Genomic DNA, 21,565 nt, shown 5'->3' with positions numbered 1-21,565 from the left:
CATTAACCACAAATCGAGCAGCCGTCGATTCCAAGCTAGCCCTTGACTCCGCGCCGAAAAACGCGCCGATTGCCGTTCAGGGACGACAGTTCGGGTCGAAAGGAGGGGGCATGGCTCGACTTTCGGTAGCAATTATCGGTGGCGGAGTTGCCGGCATGAGCGCGGCGCATGAACTCATGCGGCGCAGCGGCCACGGCGCTGACTACGAGATCACGGTTTACGACGCGAATCCGGTCCGCTGCGGCGGCAAGGCGCGTTCGATCCCCGTTCCCAATTCAGGGACCGACGGGCGCGACGACCTGCCGGGAGAGCACGGGTTCCGTTTCTTCCCCGGCTTCTATCGCCACCTGCCCGACACGATGGCGCATATTCCGTACGGCGATCCGAAAGATGACTGGAACGTCTTCAAGAACCTGGCAGTGGCCGACCGGCTCGAGATCCCGCGGCACAACCAGCCGCCACTCGTGATCTCGGCGCGGTTTCCCAGGACGCTGGGAGACCTGGTGACCGACTTCAAGGCGATCTTCCTCGAGCATACCGACCTTACGGTGGAAATGATCGAGTTCTTCGCCGAACGCATCTGGCAAATCCTGACCAGCTGCCACGAGCGCAGGCTCAAGCAGTATGAGGGGATGACCTGGCGCGAATTCCTGCAGCCGGAAAAATTCGATAACGACAAAGCCTATGTCGACCTCCTGATCGACGGGCTGTCGCGCTCACTGCTTGCGAACGATCCCTCGATCGCCAGCCTGCGTACGACCGGCGATACCAATATCCAGCTGATCCTCGGCATGGTCGATCCCGGTCACCCGACCGACCGCCTGCTCAACGGCCCGACCAGCAAGGTCTGGCTCGACCCTTGGTTCGATTACCTGACGAGCCACGGCATCACCTATCACCTCGGTCACAAGGCGACCGAGATCACCTTTGCCGGCGGCCAGGTCGAAAGCGTGACGATCGAAAGCGACAATGGATCGCAGGAGGTCAGGGCCGACTATTTCATCTTCGCCCTGCCGGTGGAGCGCATGGCAGACCTGCTCGACGCGAGCCCCACCGGCGACGGCCTCGTGAGGGCCTTCGACGACATCAGGGACCTGAAGAGCCAGGTGCGCTGGATGAACGGCGTACAGTTCTTCCTCTACGAAGATGTGCCGATCACGCATGGTCACATGCTGTTCGCCGACAGTCCCTGGGCGATCACCGGTATTTCCGAAGCCCAGTTCTGGAGCGATGAGCATCTCCGGAACGCAGGCGACGGCACGGTGAATGGCGTGCTGTCCTTCTGCATCTCCGAATGGGACGAGAAAGGCCGTTTCAACGGCAAGATCGCACGCGACTGCACCGACCAGGAACTGGCAAAGGAAGTCTGGGAAGAGGTCAAGCAATCTGTCAACGCCGGCGGCAAGGAACTGCTCGAGGACAGCAACCTTCACAGCTGGTTCTTCGATCCGGACATGATCGACAGCGAGAACGGCGGGAAGCTGAAGCTGGCCGATTCAGAACCGCTGTTCATCAATACGAAGAACAGCTGGCAGAAGCGGCCCGACGTCACGATCGGCGTGCCCAACATGCTGCTCGCCTCGGACTATATCCGGACCTACACCGATGTGGCCTGCATGGAGGCGGCGAACGAAGCCGCCCGGCGCGCCGTCAATGCCCTGCTGCAGATGACCGGATCGCGCGCGACGCAGTGCACGCTGTGGCCGCTCCACGAACCGATAATTTTTGCCCCGTTCCGCTGGCACGACAAGCACCGGTTCGAGCACGGCAAGAAATGGGACGGCAAGATCTAGGAGAACGAGCGGTCGCGGGAAATTTGGGAGGAGAACCAGAATGGGAAGCAATTTGCCCGAATATGTCGTGCGTCCGGGAGAACCTTCCCGCAAGCCTCCGTTCGCCTGCATCGGCATGCAGCTCTACGGTTTCTACATCGAGGCAGACCGCGCGACGATTCAGGAGAAGCTGATCGACCCCGTGCTCAATGCACCGCGCGGTGACAGCCACGAGCAATACCGCACCTTCACCGACTACGTGCTGGTCACCTATTCGTGGACCGAGAAATGCGTGTCGACGACGATGCCGGACAAGGACTTCGGCTACGTCCCCGAATATTGCTGGACGGTTTGGGTGCCGTTGTTGCTCGTGAAGAAAGAACTCGACATGCATGTCGCCCAGCGCCTCGTCATGTCGCCTGCCTTCATCGAGGTCGACAACGAATGGTCGCTGGTTGCCGGACGCGAAGTCTACGGTTTTCCCAAGAACCTCGGCCCCTTGACCATCCCGCTCAAGGGCGAGGACCCGGCGCTGTTCTCCAACTCGACGCTCGCCATCGACACGCTCGGCGCCGACAAGAAGGCAAGCGTGCAGGAACTGATGCGCATCGAACGTACCAGGAAGCTCAGCCAGGCAGGCGAGGCGTGGGAAGATATCGATGACGCGATCAAGGCGATCGCGGGATTCCTGCACAAGTCAGGCGGCCTCCCGGTGCCCGGCTTCAACCTGCTGGTCGACCTGCTGCACCTCGCCAGGCACAAGGAAGTACCTGCCGTATTCCTCAAGCAGTTCCGCGATGCGCTGTTCGGTGACCGCGCCTGTTACCAGGCCGTCATCGAGGCCGGCTGCGAGATTACCGGCTTCCACGGCGGCGGCCTGCTCGACGGCGAATACACCATGACCACCGCCGACTTCCAAAGCATCCCGATCGCCAGCTCGCTCGGGATCGATCCGGCCGGCATGAAGTGCGAATTCCCCTTCTGGGCGAATATCGATTTCATCGTCGAGGACGTGAAGGAAGTCTGGAAGGCGGGCGGCAATGGCTGAGGGTAAGACCAGGATCGCCGTCCTCGGAGGCGGCGTCGGTGCAGTCACGGCCGCATTCGAGATTACCGAAAGTCCCGGCTGGCAGGACAAGTACGAAATCACCTTCTACCAGCTCGGCTGGCGGCTGGGCGGCAAGGGCGCGAGCGGGCGCAACCGCAAGGCGGGCGACCGGATCGAGGAGCACGGGCTCCACATGTGGTTCGGCTATTACGAGAATTCGTTCAACGCCATGCGCCGCTGCTACGAGGCACTGAACCGCGATCCGTCTGCACCGCTATCGACCTGCCTTGGAGGCGATAACCCGGCCTTCAAACCGCACGAGCTGTTCATCATCTGCCAGTTCTGGAATGCCAAGTGGAGCCAGTGGGACCTCAAGCCCCCGGCAATCGGGCACGAAGTCCCCGGTGACGGCCAGATCCCGCCGCTATGGGAGGCACTCGACCGGCTGCTCGACTTTCTTCACCGGCACTATCTCGACCATGTGCCCCCGAAGGTGATGGAGCTGATGATCAAGGGGCCGCCGCCGCACGATATCCGCGGCTGGCTCGAACGTTTCGGTCTGCTGCACCACCACGACAAGGACGGTGCGGGTGAATTCCTTGCGGCACGCGCGACGCTCCAGAAGATCGGCACCCAGTCGAGCATCGACGACGTGCTGCGCCACGAGCTGATGGAAGCCGTCGCCGGGATCGAGAGCTTCCTCAACCGGCTCAATGAAGCGCTCACCTCCCACTTCGCCACCAAGATCGAGGACCTGTTCGGCATCGAGCCGGTCGTGCACCGGCTCCTCTCGCTGCTCGATCTGGGTTTCTACATGTTCAAGGGCATCGTGATCGACGACGTCTTCGAAAAGGGTTTCGACCACCTCGACGACCAGGACCTGCGCGAGTGGCTGCACGGCCACGGAGCGCGCAAGTTCGCGATCAATGCCGATGCGCTGCGCGTCGCCTATGAAAGCATCTTCGCGTACGAACAGGGTTCCTACGAGCTGCCCAATCTTGCAGCCGGCACTGGCCTTCGCGGCCTGCTGCGCCTGTGCTTCAGCTTCAAGGGCGGCTTTTCCTACAAGATGCAGGCGGGCATGGGCGACACGATCTTCGCCCCCTATTACGAGGTGCTCAAGAAGCGCGGCGTGAAGTTCGAATACTTCTGCCGGGTGAAGGACATTGTCCCCTCGCCCGACGGCACCGAGATCGATCGCATCGAGATCGGCCGGCAGGCGACCGTCAAAGGCGGGCCGGACAATTACGATCCGCTGTTCGACGTGAAGGGCCTGCCCTGCTGGCCGAGCACGCCGCTCTACGAGCAGCTCGAAGAGGGCAAGGAGCTCGGGAAGGAAGGCTACAACCTCGAGAGCTTCTGGACCGCGTGGAAGGACGTGGACGAATTCACGCTCGAGAAGGGCGCACATTTCGATCACGTCATCATGGGTATCTCGCTCGGCGCAGTGCCCTATGTCGCGGCAAAGCTGATGGACCAGAAACCGCAATGGCTGGCGATGCAGCACAACGTCCTGACGGTGCAGACTCAGGCTTTCCAGATGTGGACGCGGCACTCGACGCCCGAGATGCGCGCGCTGCCAGGCCAGGAACCGAGCGCCAGCGATGATGTCGAGCATCCGGTGTTCGGCGGGTTTGCGCAGCCGCACAACACCTGCGCCGACATGTCGCACCTGATCCCGCGCGAGAGCTGGCCGGAAGATTGCGAGCCCAAGGGAATTTTCTATTTCTGCGGCCCGATGGTCGATGGCGCCCTGCAGCCGCTCTTCACAGACACCAATTTTCCGGCTCAAGCGAACGCGGCGGTCAAGGTCAGGGCTGCGCAATGGCTGCGCACCAATGGCCAGTTCCTGTTCCCGAGCGCAGTGGCATCGGGCGACTATCACGGCGGCTTTCCGGACACTTGGGATTTCCGCACCCTCTACGAGGATGGCCTCACCGGGCCGCTGGAATCCGAAGTGTTCGACGGCCAGTTCTGGCGGGCCAATATCGATCCGTCCGAACGCTATGTCCTGTCGGTGAAGAACAGCACGCAATACAGGATCAAGGCGAGCGACACAGGCTACAGCAACATGGTCTGCGCAGGCGACTGGACCTACACCGGCCTCAACTACGGCTGCGTGGAAGCGGCGACGATGTCGGGCATGGAAGCTTCGCGAGCGATTTGCGGCTATCCGAAGATCATCTTCGGCGAAAACTACCCGAAGACCTGAGCGCAAGGGAATGGCGGAGCAGGAGGGATTCGAACCCTCGATACGGGGTTACCGTATACACACTTTCCAGGCGTGCGCCTTCGACCACTCGGCCACTGCTCCGCGCGCCCTGTCAGGGAACGCGGGCCTCTAGCGAGGTTCGGTAGGGGGTGCAAGCAGACTCCAGCGCGCAGGCGTCGCAAACTATTCCCGCGCTCAAGCAGCGCGAAGCGCGGTGGCGCCGATTTAGTGCGTGAGACAGGTCCGCATGCGATAGCGGCCGTTTTCGAAATCGCCGAAGTACTGGTGCACGTCGGGATGCGACACCGGCCCTGCCAGCGAATCGCGGATCAGGTTTTGCTGGCTGACGTAGGCGACGTAATCGCTCTCATCGCTTTCGGCGAGCAGGTGGTAGAACGGCTGGTTGCGGTCGGGCCGGATCTCTTCGGGGATCGACTGGTACCATTCGTCGCTATTGGCGAAGACCGGATCGATATCGAAGATCACGCCGCGAAAATCGAAGGCGCGATGGCGCACCACGTCGCCGATGGCGAAGCGCGTGCGGATGCGGCTGGGCGCCTCGATCGTGCGACCTGCCGTTGCGGAGAAAAACGTAGCCCTGTCCATGAGTGGGCAGGATATGGTGCGCTGCGGCGAATAGACAAGGGGTGGCGGGTCGCCGTCCCCCGATTTCGGCATCAAAAGGGGTTGGCAAGCCAGTCGGTGGCGGCTAATGGGCGCGCTCGCTTCGACCTGCGGGCCCTGCCCGCTCAAGCGCACCCGACATGCGGAGAGGTGGCAGAGTGGTCGAATGCGCTGCACTCGAAATGCAGTATACGGGCAACCGTATCGAGGGTTCGAATCCCTCCCTCTCCGCCAGTCACCTCCTTCGCTGCAATCATCCGTCTCCCGGTTTGCGATGAACCGTGGGAACCCGTTCGCGGTATCCGGCGTATCTGTGCTACACCCCCCAAGTTGCGGTGCTGCGCGGAATGGCATTCCCTGCGAACACTGCATCAGAGCCCCTTCCCGCCCATCAAAACGCGCGTGAAGGGGCTTTTCTTTTGCGAGCATGCTGGCAAGTTGCCCGCCCATGACCAAGCACCTGATTTCGCTCGCCGCAGCGCTCGCGCTCGCCACTCCCTCGATTGCGCAGGAGGAGTCCTCGCGCTCAAGTAGCGAAGCGGTGGCGCAGACCAGTGAACCCTCGCCCAGCCCTAACGAGATCGTCGCCCAGGCCGAGGCAGACGAATGGGTGGCAATCGCGCCGGAAGACCTGCTGGTGATGACGCTCGCCCCCGATGCCGAGGGCAACGAGCGCAAGGTCGTGATCCAGCTGATGCCCGCGCCCTTCAGTGAAGCGTGGACCGCGAACATCCGCACCTTTGCTCTTAGTGGCTGGTTTGACGATATCACCGTCAACCGCGTTCAGGACAACTATGTCGTCCAATGGGGCGATGCGAATTACGACAATCCGGAAGCAAGCGGCGAGCCGAAGACTTTGCCGGATGGTCTCCTCGCCACGAACGAAGCCGATTACGAAGAGCCGCTTTCGGCACTTCCCCGCCGCAAGGGCATCGACATGAAACGCCTCATGGAGGCATGTCCGGAAGGAAAAATGTGCAAGACGGACGAATTGCCGACCGACTTGCTCGGGATGTTTAGCGCGGTCACGCGCAAGCAACTGTATCAAGATGTTTACGCCAGCTCGGCGCGCTTCAGCGCCGGATGGCCGCTGGGGTTTGACGAGGCCAAGCAGACCGTCTGGCCCGTCCACTGCTACGGCATGGTCGGTGTCGGTCGGAACCTAACTCCCGATGCGGGGACCGGCGCCGAACTCTACACGGTCATCGGCCACGCACCGCGTCATCTCGATCGCAACATCGCATTGGTCGGGCGGATCGTGGAAGGCATTGAGCACCTGTCGTCGCTGCCGCGCGGCAAGGGCGTACTCGGCTTCTACGAGGACGAGAGCCGGCGTACGCCGATCCTGACCGTCCGCGTCGCGAGCGACCTGCCCGAAGGCGAGCGTCCGGCGTTCGAATATCTCGATACAGAGGGTGATACCTTCGCGGCCTATGCCGATGCACGCGCCAACCGCCGTGATCCGTTCTTCAACGTGCCCGCCGGCGGCGCGGACATCTGCAACATTCCCGTACCAGTTCGCCGTGTGGCGGAGTGACTGAAAGCCTGTCCTGCACCCTTCCCCTGCGCCGCTGGCAGGGGGATCGCAGGACCTATCACCTCGTCACCATCGGCGGCGAGACCGCGGAGGCTATTGCCGCGCACGCGTTGATGCACCGGCTCGAATTCGGGATTCAGCGCGGCTTCGGATCGGTCAAGGTGATGGCCGAAATCGGCTGCTCTCGCTGGAAGACCTCGGTGTTCCCGCAGAGGGAGAAAACGTCCTCAAGCAGCGAAGCGGTAGGACAGAAAAAGACCGAATGGGTGCTGCTCGTGTCGAAAAAGGTGATGCGCGCGGAAGATCTTGCCGAAGGCGATCCGGTCGCACTCGAACTCGAATTGCTCTAGAGCTTTTCCATCAGTTCGATGCGGTTACCGAAGGGGTCCTTGATGTCGCCGCGGCGATAGCCTTCCAGCTTCTTTCCCGGCTTGAAATCGACGCCGGATGCTTCGAGCTTCGCCACCAGCGCGCCGAGGTTTTCGACCAGCAGGGCCGGATGCGCGCGGCGCGCGGGCAGGAACCCGTCCTCCACGCCGCAATGGATCGAGATGCCTTCGCCTTCGAACCAGCAGCCGCCGTTCAGCGCGAGGTGCGCGGGCTTGGGAACCTCTTCCAGCCCCATGACCCCGGTCCAGAATTCGCGCGCATGCGGTTCGCCGCCATGGGGCATGGCGAGTTGCACATGGTCGATGCCGGTGATGAGGCTCATGCGCGCTCCGCCTGTGCAACGGCATCGCTGGCGCGAAGGGCGCTGAGGATGCGGGTGAGGTGGGCGAGGTCGGCCACTTCGAGATCGACCTCGTAGGTCGTGAAGGGATGGTCGAGCTGTGTCTGCTCGAGGCTTTTCACATTGACCGCGTTCTGCGCGAAGATGCCCGCCATCTCGGCCAAGGTACCGGGGCGGTCGTAAAGCGTGACGCGCAAACGGCCGACGGCACCGCGCGAGCGGCGACCCCATGAAAGGTCCAGCCAGTCGTTGTCGATGCCGGTCGCCAGCTGGTGACAGTCGATGGCGTGAACCTCTACCGCCTTGTCCTGCTGGCGCAGGCCGACGATGCGGTCGCCGGGCACCGGGTGGCAGCATTCGGCGAGCGTATAGCCCACGCCCGGGGTGAGGCCGCGGATCGAGAGCGACTTGCCGCTGCGTAGCCATTCGTCATCCTCGTCGGCCATGCCCTCGGTGCAGCCCGGAACCAGCGCCTCCATCACGGCACGGTCGGTGATCTTGGCTGCGCCGATCGCGTAGAAGAGGTCTTCCGGCTCTTCCATGTCGAGCCGCTTCAAGGCCTCTCGCAATGCCTTCTTGCCGATCTTGGCAGGCACGCGGGTGACTATCTCGTCATAAAGCTTCTGGCCGAGATCGGCGATCTCGCCGCGCTCCTTTAGGCGCACTGCGCGGCGGATTGCGGCGCGCGCCTTGCCGGTGACGACAAAGCCCAGCCAGCTCATCTGCGGCTCGGCATTCTTGCCCTTGATGATCTCCACCACGTCGCCGTTGTTGAGCTGCGTGCGAAGCGGCATGTGGCGTCCGTTGATCTTCGCGCCGACCGTCTGCGCGCCGAGATCGGTGTGCACGGCAAAGGCGAAGTCGACCGCGGTCGAACCCTTGGGCAGCTGGTGCAGCGCACCCTTGGGCGTGAAGGCGAAGATGCGGTCCTGGTAGATCGCCATGCGCGTATGCTCGAGCAGTTCCTCGGCATCGTGGCTGGCATCGACGATCTCGATCAGGTCGCGCAGCCAGCCGACCGCACCATCGGGACGGTTGCCCTGCTTGTAGGCCCAGTGCGCGGCGAGGCCGAATTCGTTGGTGCGGTGCATTTCGCGCGTGCGGATCTGCACCTCGACACGCATCGACTTGCCGTAGATCAGCGAGGTGTGGAGGCTGCGATACCCGTTGTTCTTGGGCGTCGAGATATAGTCTTTGAACTTGCCCGGCAGGAACTGCCACGTGGTGTGCAGCACGCCCATCGCGCGATAGCAGTCGGACACATCGTCGCAGATGACGCGGAAGGCCATGATGTCGGTCACCTGTTCGAAGGACACGTGGCGCTCGGCCATCTTGCGCCAGATCGAATAGGGATGCTTCTCGCGGCCCGACACTTCCACGTGAAGGCCGGCTTCGGCGAGCGCATGCTTCATGTCGAGCGCGATGGCATCGACCTGCCCGCCGTCCTGATCGCGGATCTGTTGCAGGCGGTTGGTAATGGTGGCGAAGGCTTCGGGCTCGAGCTGCTCGAAGGCGAGAAACTGCATCTCGCGCATATATTCATACATGCCCACACGCTCTGCCAGCGGGGCATAGATATCCATCGTCTCGCGCGCGATGCGCTGGCGCTTTTCCGGCTTCGTGATGAAGTGGAGCGTGCGCATGTTGTGCAGCCGGTCGCCCAGCTTCACCAGCAGGACGCGGATGTCCTCGCTCATGGCGAGCAGGAATTTGCGCAGGTTTTCCGCCGCGCGCTCGTTCTCGGGCATCTGCTCGATCTTGGAGAGCTTGGTCACCCCGTCGACCAGCCGCGCGACGTCGGGCCCGAAGTTGTTCTCGATATCCTCGATCGTTGCCAGCGTATCCTCGACGGTGTCGTGGAGCAGCGCGGTGGCGATGGTCTCCTGGTCGAGTTTCAAATCGGTCATCAGACCGGCGACTTCGACCGGATGGCTGAAATAGGGATCGCCGCTCGCGCGGGTCTGCGTGCCGTGCTTTTGCACCGTATAGACATAGGCACGGTTCAGCATCGCCTCGTCGGCGTCGGGGTCATATTCGAGGACCCGCTCTACGAGTTCGTACTGGCGCAGCATGGTTCGGTCACGATGTGAGCAAACCTTGCTGCATTGCAACGGGAAAATCTCAGATTCTGTGTTCGAGTGCCTCGAAAAACGGCGCTGGCTGGTCGAGACGGAACGCAACACGCTTGATCATCCGCTTCCGGCCGAGAAATCCGGTGTGTTCGAGCGGACGGGCAAGCGTCAGGACAATGTTGGGATGAGACAGGATTGCAGCGTTCAACACGTCGCCCCGTTTCGTTTCCGCATCACTGATTGCTCCCCCTATCCCTTCGATCGCGTCGAAAGGGACGTAGAGGTCGATGATCGTCCCCGAACGGACCCTGACGCCCGCCCCATCGATCAGAATGGGCTTCAGGCGAAAGGCTCTCATCAGAGCGACCAGGAACAGCGCGCCCCATATGCCGAGCGCCAGCAGGACCAGCGCAGCGCGCTCGCTCCAGTGGCTGACGAGCAGGTGGACCACGAGGATCTCGATAAGCTGAAGCACGAGGAAGGCCGCGATCATCGGGTTGACGACGCGGTGATATGCGAAGGCCTTCGCTCCGGGCGGCACATCGGGCGCCGCTCCCCAACTGAAGAGCGCGAGCCGCATCATGGCGCTTTCATGCATGGCAAAGGTGACCAGGCGAGCAGGCAGGATTTCGCCGAGCGTCTGCTCCAGCGAGCGCGTGGCGCGCCAGCGGCGCAACGCAAGCACCATGCTCCAGCCCAGATAGGCAGCAAGCGTCAGCCCCATTGCCGCTATCACCGCATGCATATCGAGCAAGGCGTTTCGAACCGGGCCGGCCGCGGCCAGCGTGGCGACGATGCACCCGGCCGCAATCGCCCCCAGCAATGCGCGCAGGCCCGGCTTGTTCGCCGGAGCCTTCGCGATCAGGGCGAGCGCCAGCGCATCGGCGCATAGCCACAGGAAAAGCAGCGCCGCAGTCCGCGGATTGCCTGCCGCAAGCTCGCTATGGGTCGCGAAACGCCCCGCGGTTATGGCGAGCAGTGGAGCGAGCAGGAGCAGGACCGGACCTGCACGCGAAATTAAGCGAAGCTGCATTCGACATCTCCCTGTCTTCAGGGACGATTATCGCGCCTGCCTTTACCGATCAATCGCAAGGTCTGCACCGGCAAGTGCAGGCCGCGCAATCAATCTTCCGCCATCACCCTGTCGACACCGGCGCGGGTTACCGCATGGTAGCTGTCACGGGTCTTGGCATAGATGCGCGTTGCAATCGGCCTGCCCCATTCGCCTTCGTTCCACAGCACGGCGAACAACGGGCGCACGAACTTGGCGCGCCCGACTTCCGACAGGAACTCCTCTGCCTGTGCAACCGCAGGTTCGTACCGGTTTTCCAGCGCCATCTCGAGCCACAAGAACAGGATTTCGTTATTGCCCGTCGCCGAAAGGCCGAGTGCGGTGTCGAGCGCGGCCAGCTGGGCGTGCGATAGATCGGCAGGCAGGTTGTCGAGGAAGCGCATCTGCTCGGCGGCGGTCCAGCCTGCATAAGCGGCAGGGATGGTGCCATCGGCTGCGTAGGCCGCAACCGCACCGTCCACCTCGGCAAAAGCTGCCGGATCGGGCTTTGCCACGTTGGACGGCAGGCCCGGCTCGAAAATCCAAGCGCGCAGCATGAGCGCCTCTTCCTCGGCGTCTCCGCTCACGAGGTTTGCGAGCATGTCCTCGTAGAACATCTCGCTGGTCGCGGGCTGGAAGGCGTGATTGTCGAACCACTGGCGCAGCCAGGCATCGAAGCGCTCGCGGCCGACAATGCGCTCGACCGTACGCAGGAAGAATGCGCCCTTATCATAGGCGATCGCGCTGCCGAGCTCGTATTCGCCTTCGGTGCTCAGCGCTGTGCCCGGCGCATCCTCGCCCACTTCGGCCAGAGTTTCCTGTATATTGGCGAACATCAGCGCGGCTTCCTGCTCGGCGCGCTTCTCGCCGTAGACTTCTTCGACGATGCGGTTTTCGAAATAGGTCGTCACCCCCTCGTTGAGCCAGCTATCGCCCCATACCGCATTGGTGACGAGATTGCCCGACCAGCTATGCGCCAGTTCGTGCGCGACGAGGCCGTTGTTCGACCGGTCTCCGGCGATGAAGGTCGGCGTAAGGAAGGTCATCACCGGGTTTTCCATCCCGCCATAAGGGAATGCCGGCGGCAGGACGATCATGTCGTAGCGGCCCCAGCGATAATCGCCGTAGAGGCCTTCTGCCGCGACGACCATTTCCTCGGTGTCGGCGACTTCGCGATAGGCGCGTTCGAGGACGGAGGGCTCTGCCCAGACGCCGGTGCGCGGGCCGATTGCCTTGAAGTCGATGTCGCCCGCAGCGAGCGCGATCAGGTAGGGCGGGACCGGCTTGTCCATGACGAAGGTGAAGGCGCGGCGACCGTCGCCGAGGTCTTCAGGCTCGCCCTGTGCGACACCGCTCATGACCACGTCGAGGGGCTTGGGCGCAGTGATGCGCGCCTCCCACGTCTGGCGGATGCCCGGGCTGTCCTGCGTCGGGATCCAGGTCCGGTTGAGGATCGCCTGCCCCTGGCTGAAGAGGAAGGGATGCTCGCCGCCAGCCGTCTGCTGGGGCGTGAGCCACTGGAGCGCGGCTGCGTCCGGGGCAGCTTCATAGGTCAGCGTGATCCGGCGCGGGTTACCGGCCTCTTCGCTGATGGCGATCGACACGGGCAGGCCATTGCCGTCTTCACCCGTGCCGTCGCCGGTGTGGAAGTAGAGCGGCTGTCCTTCGGCATCGGTTACCGAGGTGATCTGCAAACCGTTGCTGTCGAGGACCAGTTCGTCGGCACCGTCGCGGGCAGCGATGTCGAGCGTTGCCGTGCCTGCGACACGCTTGGCATCGAAATCGAGGTCGAGGTCCAGCGCGACATGCGTCACTCGCGCGACCTGCGGCTGCGCGTAGGTCAGCGTGTCGAGAGCCTCGGGACCGGTCAGGATCGGTGAGACCATCGGCTCCGGAATGGCAGTAGACAGTTCGGGTTGGACGGCCGTGCCGGAACAGGCGGCGGTGGCGAGGACGATGGCAAGGCTCGAAACAAGGTTGAACGCGTTGCGACGCATGTTTTTCTCTCCGGGTAGGCCATGACCGACGCATGGTCGGCATGAGCGGGTGTGCCGCGTCCTATCGACGATCTCGCCGCGGCTTTCCACCCCGGGCACTGAAAACGTACCCACGGACTCGCCAAACGCGCTAGAATGCGTATTGATAACGTTCACAAGAACACTGGGAGGCCCCGATGAACCGCTTTTCGACTTTCGCACTGACCTGCGCGCTGGGCGCCGCAGGCATGACTGCAGGCTGCTCGGCGAATGGCGACGCCGGCCCGAGCCAGGCTGGCGACACCGCGATCGACCGCGAATTGCTGTTCGCCGACGAATTCGACGCGGACACGCTGGACCGCGACAAGTGGAACGTCATCGGGACCGACTTCTGGGTCAATAACGAGCAACAGGCCTATATCGACGATCCTTCCGTCATCGCCTTCACCGACGAGGCAGAGGGTGCGGACGGCGGCGCCTTGATCCTGCGCCCGGTATTCAAGCCGGGCGAAGACCCGAAGGCAGAGCGCAATGCCCCCTTCGTATCGGGCCGCATCGAGAGCCAGGGCAAGTTCGACTTTACCCATGGCCGCGCCGAAGCGCGCATCAAGCTGCCCGACAATGTCGGAGTCTGGCCCGCCTTCTGGCTGCTCGGCAACGACCAGTGGCCGGGCACGGGCGAAATCGACATCATGGAATATGTCGGCGAGAAGGACTGGATCGGCGTAGCGCTCCATGGCCCGGGCTATTCGGGCGAAACCCCGCTCGTGAACAAGTACTTCTTCCCCGAGGGCGAGGACGTGACCGACTGGCACGTCTATGCCGTGGAATGGACCAACAAGCAGATCGATTTCATGGTCGACGACCACGTGCTCTACCGCGTGACCAAGCCGATGGTCGATAACTACGGCGAATGGCGTTTCGACAATGACAAGTACCTCATCCTCAACTTTGCGATGGGGGGCGCCTATCCGTTCAAGACCAATGGCATCGAAGAGCCCTACAACGGCATCCCGCAAGAGACCGTGGACGCCGTAAAGGCGGGCGAGGTCGAGATGCTGGTCGACTGGGTCAGGGTCTACGCGCCGGAGTAATCTTGCACCGCGCGCAACAGTTGGTGCGCGCTGTCGATTGGCAAAGCCCGCATTCCTTGATTAGAAAGCTCTCATGTTCGAGGCTTTCGACGCACTGACGCTCGCTCGCATCCAGTTCGCCTTCACGGTGAGCTTCCACTTCTTTTTTCCGGCCTTTTCGATCGGGCTCGCGAGCTACCTCATGGTGCTCGAAGGGCTATGGCTGAAGACCGGCAGGCAGCTTTATCTCGACCTGTTCAAATACTGGCTGAAGATCTTCGCGATCGCCTTTGCCATGGGCGTCGTCTCGGGGATCGTGATGAGTTACCAGTTCGGCACCAACTGGTCGGTCTTCTCCGACGTGGCGGGGCCGGTGATCGGGCCGCTGATGGCCTACGAGGTGCTGACCGCCTTCTTCCTCGAAGCAGGGTTCCTCGGCGTGATGCTGTTCGGCATGAACCGCGTCGGCAAGAAGCTGCACTTCGCGGCCACCTGCATGGTCGCGCTGGGCACATTCGTATCGGCCTTCTGGATCCTGTCGGTAAACAGCTGGATGCAGACGCCGACCGGCTTCGAGATGGGCGCCAACGGCCAGTACCTGCCCGGCGAAAGCTGGTGGGACATCGTCTTCAACCCGAGCTTCCCCTACCGCCTCGTCCACACGGTGATGGCAGCCTATCTCACTACGGCCTTCGTGGTCGGCGGGGTCGGCGCCTGGCACCTGCTCAAGGACCGCGCAAACCTGCATGCGCGCAAGATGTTCTCGATGGCGATGTGGATGGCAGCGATCGTCACGCCGCTGCAAATCTTCGCGGGCGACCTGCACGGGCTCAACACGCTCGAGCACCAGCCGCAGAAGGTCATGGCGATGGAAGGCCATTTCCAGAGCCATCCGGACGGCGCGCCGCTGATCCTGTTCGGCATCCCCGACAGCGAGGCCAAGACAGTCCGTTACGCCATCGAAATTCCCAAGGCCTCCTCGCTTATTCTCAAGCATGACCCCGACGCGCCGCTCGCCGGGCTCGACACCATTCCCGATGACGAAGAGCCGCCGGTCGGCATCGTCTTCTGGTCCTTCCGCATCATGGTCGGCATCGGTTTCGCCATGCTCGGCGTGGGTGTGTGGAGCCTGTTCGCGCGCTGGCGGGGCAAGCTTTACGAGTGGAACTGGCTCCATCGCGCGGCGCTGGTCATGGCGCCGTCGGGCTTCATCGCGGTGCTGGCCGGATGGATCACCACGGAAGTCGGCCGCCAGCCCTATGTCATCTACGGCCTCCTGCGCACCGCCGATGCGGCCAGCCCGCTCGACGCGCCGGCAGTCGCGGCTTCGCTGCTCGCCTTCATCGTGGTCTATTTCACCGTCTTTGGGATTGGCGTCTGGTACATCCTGCGCCTGATGAGCCACACGCCGCATGTCGGCGAGCTGGGCGTGAAGCGCGGCGATACGGGACCGATCCGTACCGCAGGTATCACTCCGGGTCCGACCCAGAATCCGGGCCACGAAGAGCCTCTGCCCGATAGCAAGGAGGACGCGTGATGGATCTCACCACCATCTGGGCCTTCATCATCGCCTTTGCGGTCTTCGCCTATGTCGTGATGGACGGCTTCGATCTTGGCATCGGCATCCTCTTCCCGACCTTCGATCCCGGGCGTGAGCGCGACCGCGCGATGAATTCGATCGCGCCGGTCTGGGACGGCAACGAGACCTGGCTGGTGCTGGGCGGAGGCGGATTGTTCGCTGCCTTCCCGCTGGCCTATGCGGTCGTGCTGCCCGCGACCTATCCGCTGATCATCGCCATGTTGCTCGGCCTCGTATTCCGCGGGGTTGCCTTCGAGTACCGCTGGCGCGATCCCAACCACCGCCGGTTCTGGGACTTCGCCTTCACCGGCGGCTCGCTCATGGCGGCGATGGCGCAGGGCATGACGCTGGGCGCATTGCTGCAAGGCGTGGAAGTGGTCGACCGCGCCTATGCGGGTAGCTGGTTCGACTGGCTGACGCCCTATACACTGCTCTGCGGTTTCGGCGTGGTCGCCGGATACGCGCTGCTAGGCAGCACGTGGCTCATCTGGAAGCTCGACGGAGAGGGGCAGGCGCATGCGCGCAAGCTGGCGCTACGTTCTGCGCTCGCAACCGTCGTGCTGATGGGGGCGGTCAGCCTCTACAACGTCTTCCTCAACGCCGAATATGCCGCACGCTGGCTGACAGCGCCGGAAATCTATTTCGCCGCGCCGGTGCCGATCCTCACTCTGCTGATCGCCGCTTCGCTGGTCCGCGCGATTACGCGCGATCGTAATTCCAAGCCCTTCTGGTTGTCGATCGCGCTCTTCTTCTTCGGCATGGCGGGCCTGGGCGTGACCATGTGGCCCTATGTCGTCCCGCCCGACATGACGATCTGGGACGCCGCTGCGCCCGAGCGCAGCCAGGTCTTCATGCTCATCGGGGTCGCGATCACCATGCCGCTGATCCTCGCCTATACCGCCTGGGCATACTGGGTGTTCCGCGGCAAGGTCGGCGACGATGGCTACCATTGATGGAAGAACCCACCGCCCCGCTCTGGAAACGGCTGGCATGGATGGCCGGGATCTGGGCGGCGAGCGTCGCCGTGCTGGGCGTGGTGGCGTGGCTGCTCAGGTTGTGGATCGCCTGACACCAGCAGGGGCTGCCACCAGCCGACCGTCTTTCTCTTCCAGCCTGACAAGAACTGGCAACTTGCCGCATCGCCGCCGCTCCTCCTCGCCGTCGGACAGCGCGAAACGGTAGCCGTGCCAGGGACAGACCACCGCGCCGTCTTCGACAGATGCGCTGTCCAGCGGCCCAAGCATATGGGGACAGAGCGCCGAATGGGCGATCCACTCCCCCTCGTGCCAGCGAATAACGATAGGCGCACCTTCATGTTCGAGACGGTTCGGCAGCTCGCGATCGAGCTCGGCGATCTCGGCGAGAGCGGTGCCTGCCGGGATGCCGGACGCAGCGCGATTGCGAAACCTATCGAGGGCAGCCTGCCTCCCCGTCATCAACGCCTCGTCCTCGTTATAGAGCGTGGCATATTGATGGGTCAGCGCTGCCAGCAGCATCTGTCCTTGCGCTTCGCTTTCGGGCGGCTGCGGAAGGTAGAAATTGACCGAGACGACAATGCCGCCAGCGCCGTTCTCGCTCGCCTGCGTGTGGATTTCGACACCCTGCCCGAACCCCTCGACGACCGTTGTCGCCCAATAGTGGCGGGGCTTGTCGACGAGGAGTTCGACCGCCTGCGTCCCGCCATTATTGGGAAGCGCGGCCTTGCAACGCCAGCCCCAGCTACCCTGCTCGATGAGCTCGATATCCGCAAAGCTCGTGGGATGTACGAAGGGAAGATGCTCCCAGTCATATGCGTTCTCCATCATCCGCTGGAGGTTGTTGGGCAGCTCGCGGCGGTATTCGCCAAGGTAGTGCAGCTGCTCGCGCCGATCGTAATCGATCTCGCGCGGACGGCCGTCGAAGGCCGCGCGGTCTGCTGCGGTCAGCTCCACGTCGCTTCGGGCGGCAGGCTCATCAGGATCGCATCGATATTGCCGCCGGTCTTGAGGCCGAACAGAGTGCCCCTGTCATAGACGAGGTTGAATTCGGCATAGCGCCCGCGCCATTCGAGCTGCTGCGCCTTGTCTTCCGGCGTGAAGTCGCTCTCCATCCGGCGGCGGACCAGCTTGGGGAAGATGTCGAGGAAAGCCTCGCCCACGTCTTTCGTGAAAGCGAGATTACGCTCGAAACCGGCATCGTCCTCGCATTCGAGGTGGTCGTAGAAAATACCACCCACCCCGCGATGCACGCCGCGGTGGGGGATGTAGAAATAGTCGTCCGCCCACTTCTTGAAGCGTTCGTAATAGGTCGGGTTGTGCGCGGCGCAGGCGGCGCGGAAGCGCGCGTGGAAATCGTCGGTGTCCTCTTCATAGGGAAGCGGCGGGTTGAGGTCCGCCCCGCCACCGAACCAAGCGGCCTGCGTGGTGAGGAAGCGCGTGTTCATGTGGACCGCGGGCACATGCGGGTTCGCCATGTGTGCGACGAGGCTGATGCCGGTGGCAGTGAAGCCGGGGTTCTCTGCCGATGCGCCGTTGATGGAAGCCGCGAACTCGGGCGCGAAATTGCCGCGCACGGTCGACACGTTCACGCCGACCTTCTCGAACACCTTGCCCTTCATCAGGCCCCGCGTGCCGCCGCCCGGATCCTCGTTACCCTCTTCCTCGCGGCTCCAGCTGTCGTACTGGAACGCGGCATCGCTGCCCGCCTCGCGCTCGATACTCTCGAACTCGGCGCAGATACGGTCGCGCAGGGTTTCGAACCAGGTGCGGGCGGTGTCGGTTTGGCTAGTCCGGTCGGTCATGGTATCTCTTTTCAGTCTGTCCTGCGCGGCGGCGAAAGCCCATCGCGGCGCGCATCGCATTGATGCAGGTCAATTCGTCGCAAGCGGCCTTGCCATTGCTGCGCGCAGGCGGCAATAGCGGCGCATGGTTCCCCTTTCGTTCGCTGGCGAGGAATGGCTCCTCACCGAAGGCCGTGCGCTTTACTGGCCGCGCGAGCGCGCGCTGCTGGTCGCCGACCTGCATCTGGAAAAGGGAAGTTTTTTCGCGGGACACGGGCAGATGATCCCGCCCTACGACAGCCGCGAAACGCTCGAACGCGTGGCGCTGGCCATCCGCGAAACCGGCGCGCGGCGGGTGATCACGCTGGGCGACAATTTTCACGATTCGGAAGGCTCGGCGCGGCTCGAACCCCACGCCTGCGGCATGCTGGAAGCGCTGACCAAGGCGGTCGACTGGGTCTGGATCACCGGCAACCACGATCCCGACATGGAAGCCCGCTGTGGTGGCACGCTCGCCGAGGAACTCGAGATCGGCGGCACGATCCTGCGCCACCGCGCCAAGAAGGGCGAGACGCGTCCCGAACTGTCGGGCCACTACCACCCGCGCCTCCAGATAAAGGTCCGCCAGCGCATGATCCGCCGGCCCTGCACCGTGGTGAGCGCGAACGAGGGCGCCGATGGCAAGCCTTCGGGCCGCATGATCCTGCCCGCTTTCGGAGCCTATACCGGCGGGATGAATGCGGCGGATCCGGCGATCCTCAAGGCCCTGCAGCCTGCGGATCGCATCGATGCCGTGGTTCCGGCGAAGGGAAAACTCGCCCGCTTTCCCCTATGGAAGGCCGCCTAGTTATAGCCACTAGCGGTTTGCGGTGTTTCACCCTACATAGCCACCGATACAAACGGCAGAATCAGGAGATTGCCCCATAGCCCGTCCACCCCGGCGCAGCATGCAAATGCCCGTGAAAAGCGGCCCGCGCTACGATAACATGATCAATGTCCCCAAGGTCCGCGTGATCGATCACGAAGGTGAGAACCTGGGGGTGATGTACACCCGCGAAGCGACCGAGCAGGCCAACGAACTGGGCCTCAACCTCGTCGAAGTGAGCCCCAATGCGGACCCGCCGGTGTGCAAGTTCCTCGATGTGGGCAAATATCGCTACGAGGCGCAGAAGAAGGCGAACCTCGCGCGCAAGACGCAGAAGACCCAGGACATCAAAGAGGTCAAGATGCGCCCCAACATCGACACGCACGACTATGAAGTGAAGATGCGCAACGTCGTGAAATTCATCGAAAACGGCGACAAGGTGAAGTGCACGCTGCGCTTCCGTGGCCGCGAAATGGCGCACCAGCAGCTGGGCATGGACCTGCTCAACCGCGTGCGCGACGACGTGGAAGAAATCGCCAAGGTGGAAAGCTTCCCGCGCCTCGAAGGGCGCCAGATGCTCATGGTGCTCGCGCCGAAGTAAGCGCGCTGCAAATCAAGGACTTGTAGAAAAGGGCGGGCCCGATGGTCCGCCCTTTTCATTCGGGAGCCCGGGAATCTCCGCAGAACTGTCTCTCCGACGAACGTCATCAATTCTTGGGCTGCATCGACGAAATGCATCCAGTCATCGGCAGGCCACATTGAGGGCCTATTGATGGCCAAGTATACTTGCCGCGTTTTCTAGAAGTATTTGCGACATTAGCAATCACAGCAATTTACCAGGGACTGCATCATGAAACTCCGTTCGATCGCAACAATGGCAGCGGTTGCCGCACTGGCCAGCGCCGCTCCCGCACAGGCGCAGGTCGAACAGACCACCATCGTGGCCGGCACTGCCGCCGATGCGGAGTTCGACCGGTTCGTCCCACGTCCCCTCGATGAAACCACCCAGATCGACTACAGCTTCTTCAACGATGCGCTGGAATTCATGGTGCTGCGCATGGGCCCCTCGACCCGTCAGGGCGAGCGCCGACCCGACGCCAATCTCGGCACCCGCCGCGTGTACGGCCACGATTCCCGCATTCGCCTCGAAGGCAACCGCGTCGTTTTCTCGTTCCTCGACGAGGCAGCCGTCGCACCTCTGGCTGAATACCGCCGCGACCTCGAGCGTATTGCCAGCGAAACCGACATCGCACGCCTCTCGCGCAATGAGCAGCTCGCCTTCTGGATGAACCTGCACAATGTCGCGGTGATCGAGCAGATCGCGCTCAACTATCCGGCGCCCTCCCCCTCGCGGCTCAAGCTCGGTCCAGACAAGAGCCCGCTCGACACCACGCGCTTCATCAATGTTGCCGGCGTGGCGATGAGCCCGCGCGACATCCGTACCAAGATCGTCTTCCCGAACTGGAACAGCCCGGACGTGATCTATGGCTTTTTCCGCGGCGAAGTCGGCGGCCCGTCGATCTGGCGCCGTGCCTACACCGGCCAGAACATCAACGAAATGCTCGATATCTCGGCGAAGGAATTCGTGAACTCGCTGCGCGGCGTGGAGGCCTATGGCAGCAACCTGCTCGTCTCGGCGATCTACGAGGAAGCAGCACCGTTCTACTTCCCGCAGATGGGCGCAGACCTGAAAGCCCACCTTTCGCGCCATGCCCAGGAAGATGTCCAGGGCCTCATCGCGAGCAAGCCCGGCGTGAAGGTCAACACCTATGTCGACACCGTCGCAGACCTTGCGGGCGGTGAGCGTGAGCCGATCTACAACACCATCCTGCGCGACGGAAACGCGCAGGGCACGCGCATCACCCCCTCTATCGCGCGCCTCATGGTCGAACGCGGCGAGAAGCTCGAGAAGCTGCGCCGCGAAGGTCTCCTGCGTGGCCGGGTGATCATACTGCCGCCGACAGGGGTGGAAGAAACGCCGCCGCCTGCAGAAGAAGTCGAATAAGCGAGGCAGAGCCGGAAGGGTTCAAAACCGTATCAGCCATGGCGGGCGCCGCTCCCGCAGGCACCGGCCCCAACGCCATCGCATGGCCGACCGGCCGCATCCGGATCGAACCTATGGTGAAGGCGGGCATCCTGCTCGACCTCGTCGGTATTTTCATAATCGTCGCAGTCGTGTGGGGAATGGCTGAGCTGCTCTGAACACGCGGTTGAATCCAACTCGCTTCCAACATAACAGACGTGCCACATCCAGCCGGTGGAGAGGCG

General features: G+C 62.9%; 20 protein-coding genes and 2 tRNA genes. 14 read left to right on the top strand and 8 right to left on the bottom strand.

Features of this window, described 5'->3' with window-relative positions:
- Positions 1–110: 110 nt before the first annotated feature.
- From K3136_RS10815 to K3136_RS10805, 3 genes are read left to right on the top strand one after another with little or no spacing between them, the layout of a single operon-like run.
- Complete coding sequence (locus K3136_RS10815) at positions 111–1,793, top strand: hydroxysqualene dehydroxylase (RefSeq protein WP_221430323.1); 1,683 nt, start codon at positions 111–113, stop codon at positions 1,791–1,793.
- A 40-nt stretch (positions 1,794–1,833) separates the two neighbouring features.
- Entirely contained in the window at positions 1,834–2,820 is a 987-nt protein-coding gene (locus K3136_RS10810) for an acetoacetate decarboxylase family protein (protein ID WP_221430322.1), read from the top strand.
- Positions 2,813–5,032, top strand: a complete 2,220-nt coding sequence (locus K3136_RS10805) for an NAD(P)-binding protein (protein WP_221430321.1) — start codon at positions 2,813–2,815, stop codon at positions 5,030–5,032. Before K3136_RS10810 ends, K3136_RS10805 begins: the two co-directional genes overlap by 8 nt.
- Positions 5,033–5,043: 11 nt before the next feature.
- Here the strand turns inward: K3136_RS10805 and K3136_RS10800 are convergent.
- Together K3136_RS10800 and hspQ are read right to left on the bottom strand one after the other, a co-directional pair.
- Positions 5,044–5,134: transfer RNA gene (locus K3136_RS10800), tRNA-Ser, on the bottom strand.
- A 123-nt stretch (positions 5,135–5,257) separates the two neighbouring features.
- On the bottom strand, positions 5,258–5,638 hold the full coding sequence (gene hspQ, locus K3136_RS10795; RefSeq protein WP_221430320.1) for a heat shock protein HspQ: 381 nt from the start codon (positions 5,636–5,638) through the stop codon (positions 5,258–5,260).
- Between the two features lie 162 nt (positions 5,639–5,800).
- Between hspQ and K3136_RS10790 the strand changes: the two genes are divergently transcribed.
- The 3 genes from K3136_RS10790 (at position 5,801) to K3136_RS10780 (ending at position 7,543) form a co-directional block, all read left to right on the top strand.
- Positions 5,801–5,890, top strand: a tRNA-Ser gene (locus K3136_RS10790).
- A 214-nt stretch (positions 5,891–6,104) separates the two neighbouring features.
- Complete coding sequence (locus tag K3136_RS10785) at positions 6,105–7,193, top strand: peptidylprolyl isomerase (RefSeq protein ID WP_221430319.1); 1,089 nt, start codon at positions 6,105–6,107, stop codon at positions 7,191–7,193.
- Positions 7,190–7,543, top strand: coding sequence for a DUF1905 domain-containing protein (locus K3136_RS10780; protein WP_221430318.1), 354 nt, complete (start codon positions 7,190–7,192; stop codon positions 7,541–7,543). Before K3136_RS10785 ends, K3136_RS10780 begins: the two co-directional genes overlap by 4 nt.
- Here K3136_RS10780 and K3136_RS10775 read toward each other — a convergent pair.
- From K3136_RS10775 to K3136_RS10760, 4 genes are all read right to left on the bottom strand, one after another.
- The gene (locus tag K3136_RS10775; RefSeq protein ID WP_221430317.1) at positions 7,540–7,905 is read right to left on the bottom strand and encodes a VOC family protein; all 366 of its coding nucleotides are present in this window, start codon (positions 7,903–7,905) and stop codon (positions 7,540–7,542) included. The genes K3136_RS10780 and K3136_RS10775 overlap by 4 nt on opposite strands.
- Positions 7,902–9,995 (bottom strand): RelA/SpoT family protein, encoded by a 2,094-nt coding sequence (locus K3136_RS10770; RefSeq protein WP_221430316.1) that lies wholly within the window; start codon positions 9,993–9,995, stop codon positions 7,902–7,904. Before K3136_RS10770 ends, K3136_RS10775 begins: the two co-directional genes overlap by 4 nt.
- A gap of 49 nt (positions 9,996–10,044) precedes the next feature.
- The gene (locus tag K3136_RS10765) at positions 10,045–11,028 is read right to left on the bottom strand and encodes a hypothetical protein (protein ID WP_221430315.1); all 984 of its coding nucleotides are present in this window, start codon (positions 11,026–11,028) and stop codon (positions 10,045–10,047) included.
- Positions 11,029–11,117: 89 nt separating this feature from the next.
- Positions 11,118–13,043, bottom strand: a complete 1,926-nt coding sequence (locus K3136_RS10760) for a M1 family metallopeptidase (protein WP_221430314.1) — start codon at positions 13,041–13,043, stop codon at positions 11,118–11,120.
- 176 nt (positions 13,044–13,219) lie between these two features.
- Between K3136_RS10760 and K3136_RS10755 the strand changes: the two genes are divergently transcribed.
- The 4 genes from K3136_RS10755 to K3136_RS10740 all read left to right on the top strand — a co-directional run bounded on the left by K3136_RS10755 (position 13,220) and on the right by K3136_RS10740 (position 16,743).
- On the top strand, positions 13,220–14,116 hold the full coding sequence (locus K3136_RS10755) for a glycoside hydrolase family 16 protein (protein ID WP_221430313.1): 897 nt from the start codon (positions 13,220–13,222) through the stop codon (positions 14,114–14,116).
- A 73-nt stretch (positions 14,117–14,189) separates the two neighbouring features.
- Entirely contained in the window at positions 14,190–15,632 is a 1,443-nt protein-coding gene (locus K3136_RS10750; protein WP_221430312.1) for a cytochrome ubiquinol oxidase subunit I, read from the top strand.
- Positions 15,632–16,627, top strand: coding sequence for a cytochrome d ubiquinol oxidase subunit II (cydB, locus tag K3136_RS10745; protein ID WP_221430311.1), 996 nt, complete (start codon positions 15,632–15,634; stop codon positions 16,625–16,627). Before K3136_RS10750 ends, cydB begins: the two co-directional genes overlap by 1 nt.
- Positions 16,627–16,743, top strand: a complete 117-nt coding sequence (locus K3136_RS10740; protein WP_221430310.1) for a DUF2474 domain-containing protein — start codon at positions 16,627–16,629, stop codon at positions 16,741–16,743. The genes cydB and K3136_RS10740 overlap by 1 nt, the downstream gene beginning before the upstream one ends.
- On the opposite strand, the gene K3136_RS10735 is transcribed toward K3136_RS10740, so the two are convergent.
- Both K3136_RS10735 and hemF read right to left on the bottom strand, forming a co-directional pair.
- The gene (locus K3136_RS10735; protein ID WP_221430309.1) at positions 16,724–17,605 is read right to left on the bottom strand and encodes a Rieske (2Fe-2S) protein; all 882 of its coding nucleotides are present in this window, start codon (positions 17,603–17,605) and stop codon (positions 16,724–16,726) included. The two genes, K3136_RS10740 and K3136_RS10735, sit on opposite strands and share 20 nt — an antisense overlap.
- A complete protein-coding gene (gene hemF / locus K3136_RS10730; protein WP_221430308.1) occupies positions 17,596–18,453 on the bottom strand; it encodes an oxygen-dependent coproporphyrinogen oxidase in 858 nt (285 codons plus the stop codon). The genes K3136_RS10735 and hemF overlap by 10 nt, the downstream gene beginning before the upstream one ends.
- A gap of 124 nt (positions 18,454–18,577) precedes the next feature.
- On the opposite strand from hemF, the gene pdeM reads away from it, so the two are divergent.
- The 4 genes from pdeM (at position 18,578) to K3136_RS10710 (ending at position 21,499) form a co-directional block, all read left to right on the top strand.
- Complete coding sequence (gene pdeM, locus K3136_RS10725) at positions 18,578–19,279, top strand: ligase-associated DNA damage response endonuclease PdeM (protein ID WP_221430307.1); 702 nt, start codon at positions 18,578–18,580, stop codon at positions 19,277–19,279.
- 100 nt (positions 19,280–19,379) lie between these two features.
- Complete coding sequence (gene infC / locus K3136_RS10720; protein WP_221430306.1) at positions 19,380–19,898, top strand: translation initiation factor IF-3; 519 nt, start codon at positions 19,380–19,382, stop codon at positions 19,896–19,898.
- A gap of 249 nt (positions 19,899–20,147) precedes the next feature.
- The gene (locus K3136_RS10715) at positions 20,148–21,302 is read left to right on the top strand and encodes a DUF547 domain-containing protein (RefSeq protein WP_221430305.1); all 1,155 of its coding nucleotides are present in this window, start codon (positions 20,148–20,150) and stop codon (positions 21,300–21,302) included.
- Positions 21,303–21,340: 38 nt separating this feature from the next.
- Positions 21,341–21,499 carry an anion permease gene (locus tag K3136_RS10710; RefSeq protein WP_247711334.1) on the top strand — a complete coding sequence of 53 codons (159 nt, stop codon included), beginning with the start codon at positions 21,341–21,343 and terminating at the stop codon, positions 21,497–21,499.
- Positions 21,500–21,565: the final 66 nt, after the last annotated feature.

The sequence above is a fragment of the Qipengyuania gelatinilytica genome, assembly GCF_019711315.1.
Classification (GTDB): Bacteria; Pseudomonadota; Alphaproteobacteria; order Sphingomonadales; family Sphingomonadaceae; genus Qipengyuania; species Qipengyuania gelatinilytica.
This window is presented reverse-complemented; position numbering and strand designations above follow the sequence as displayed.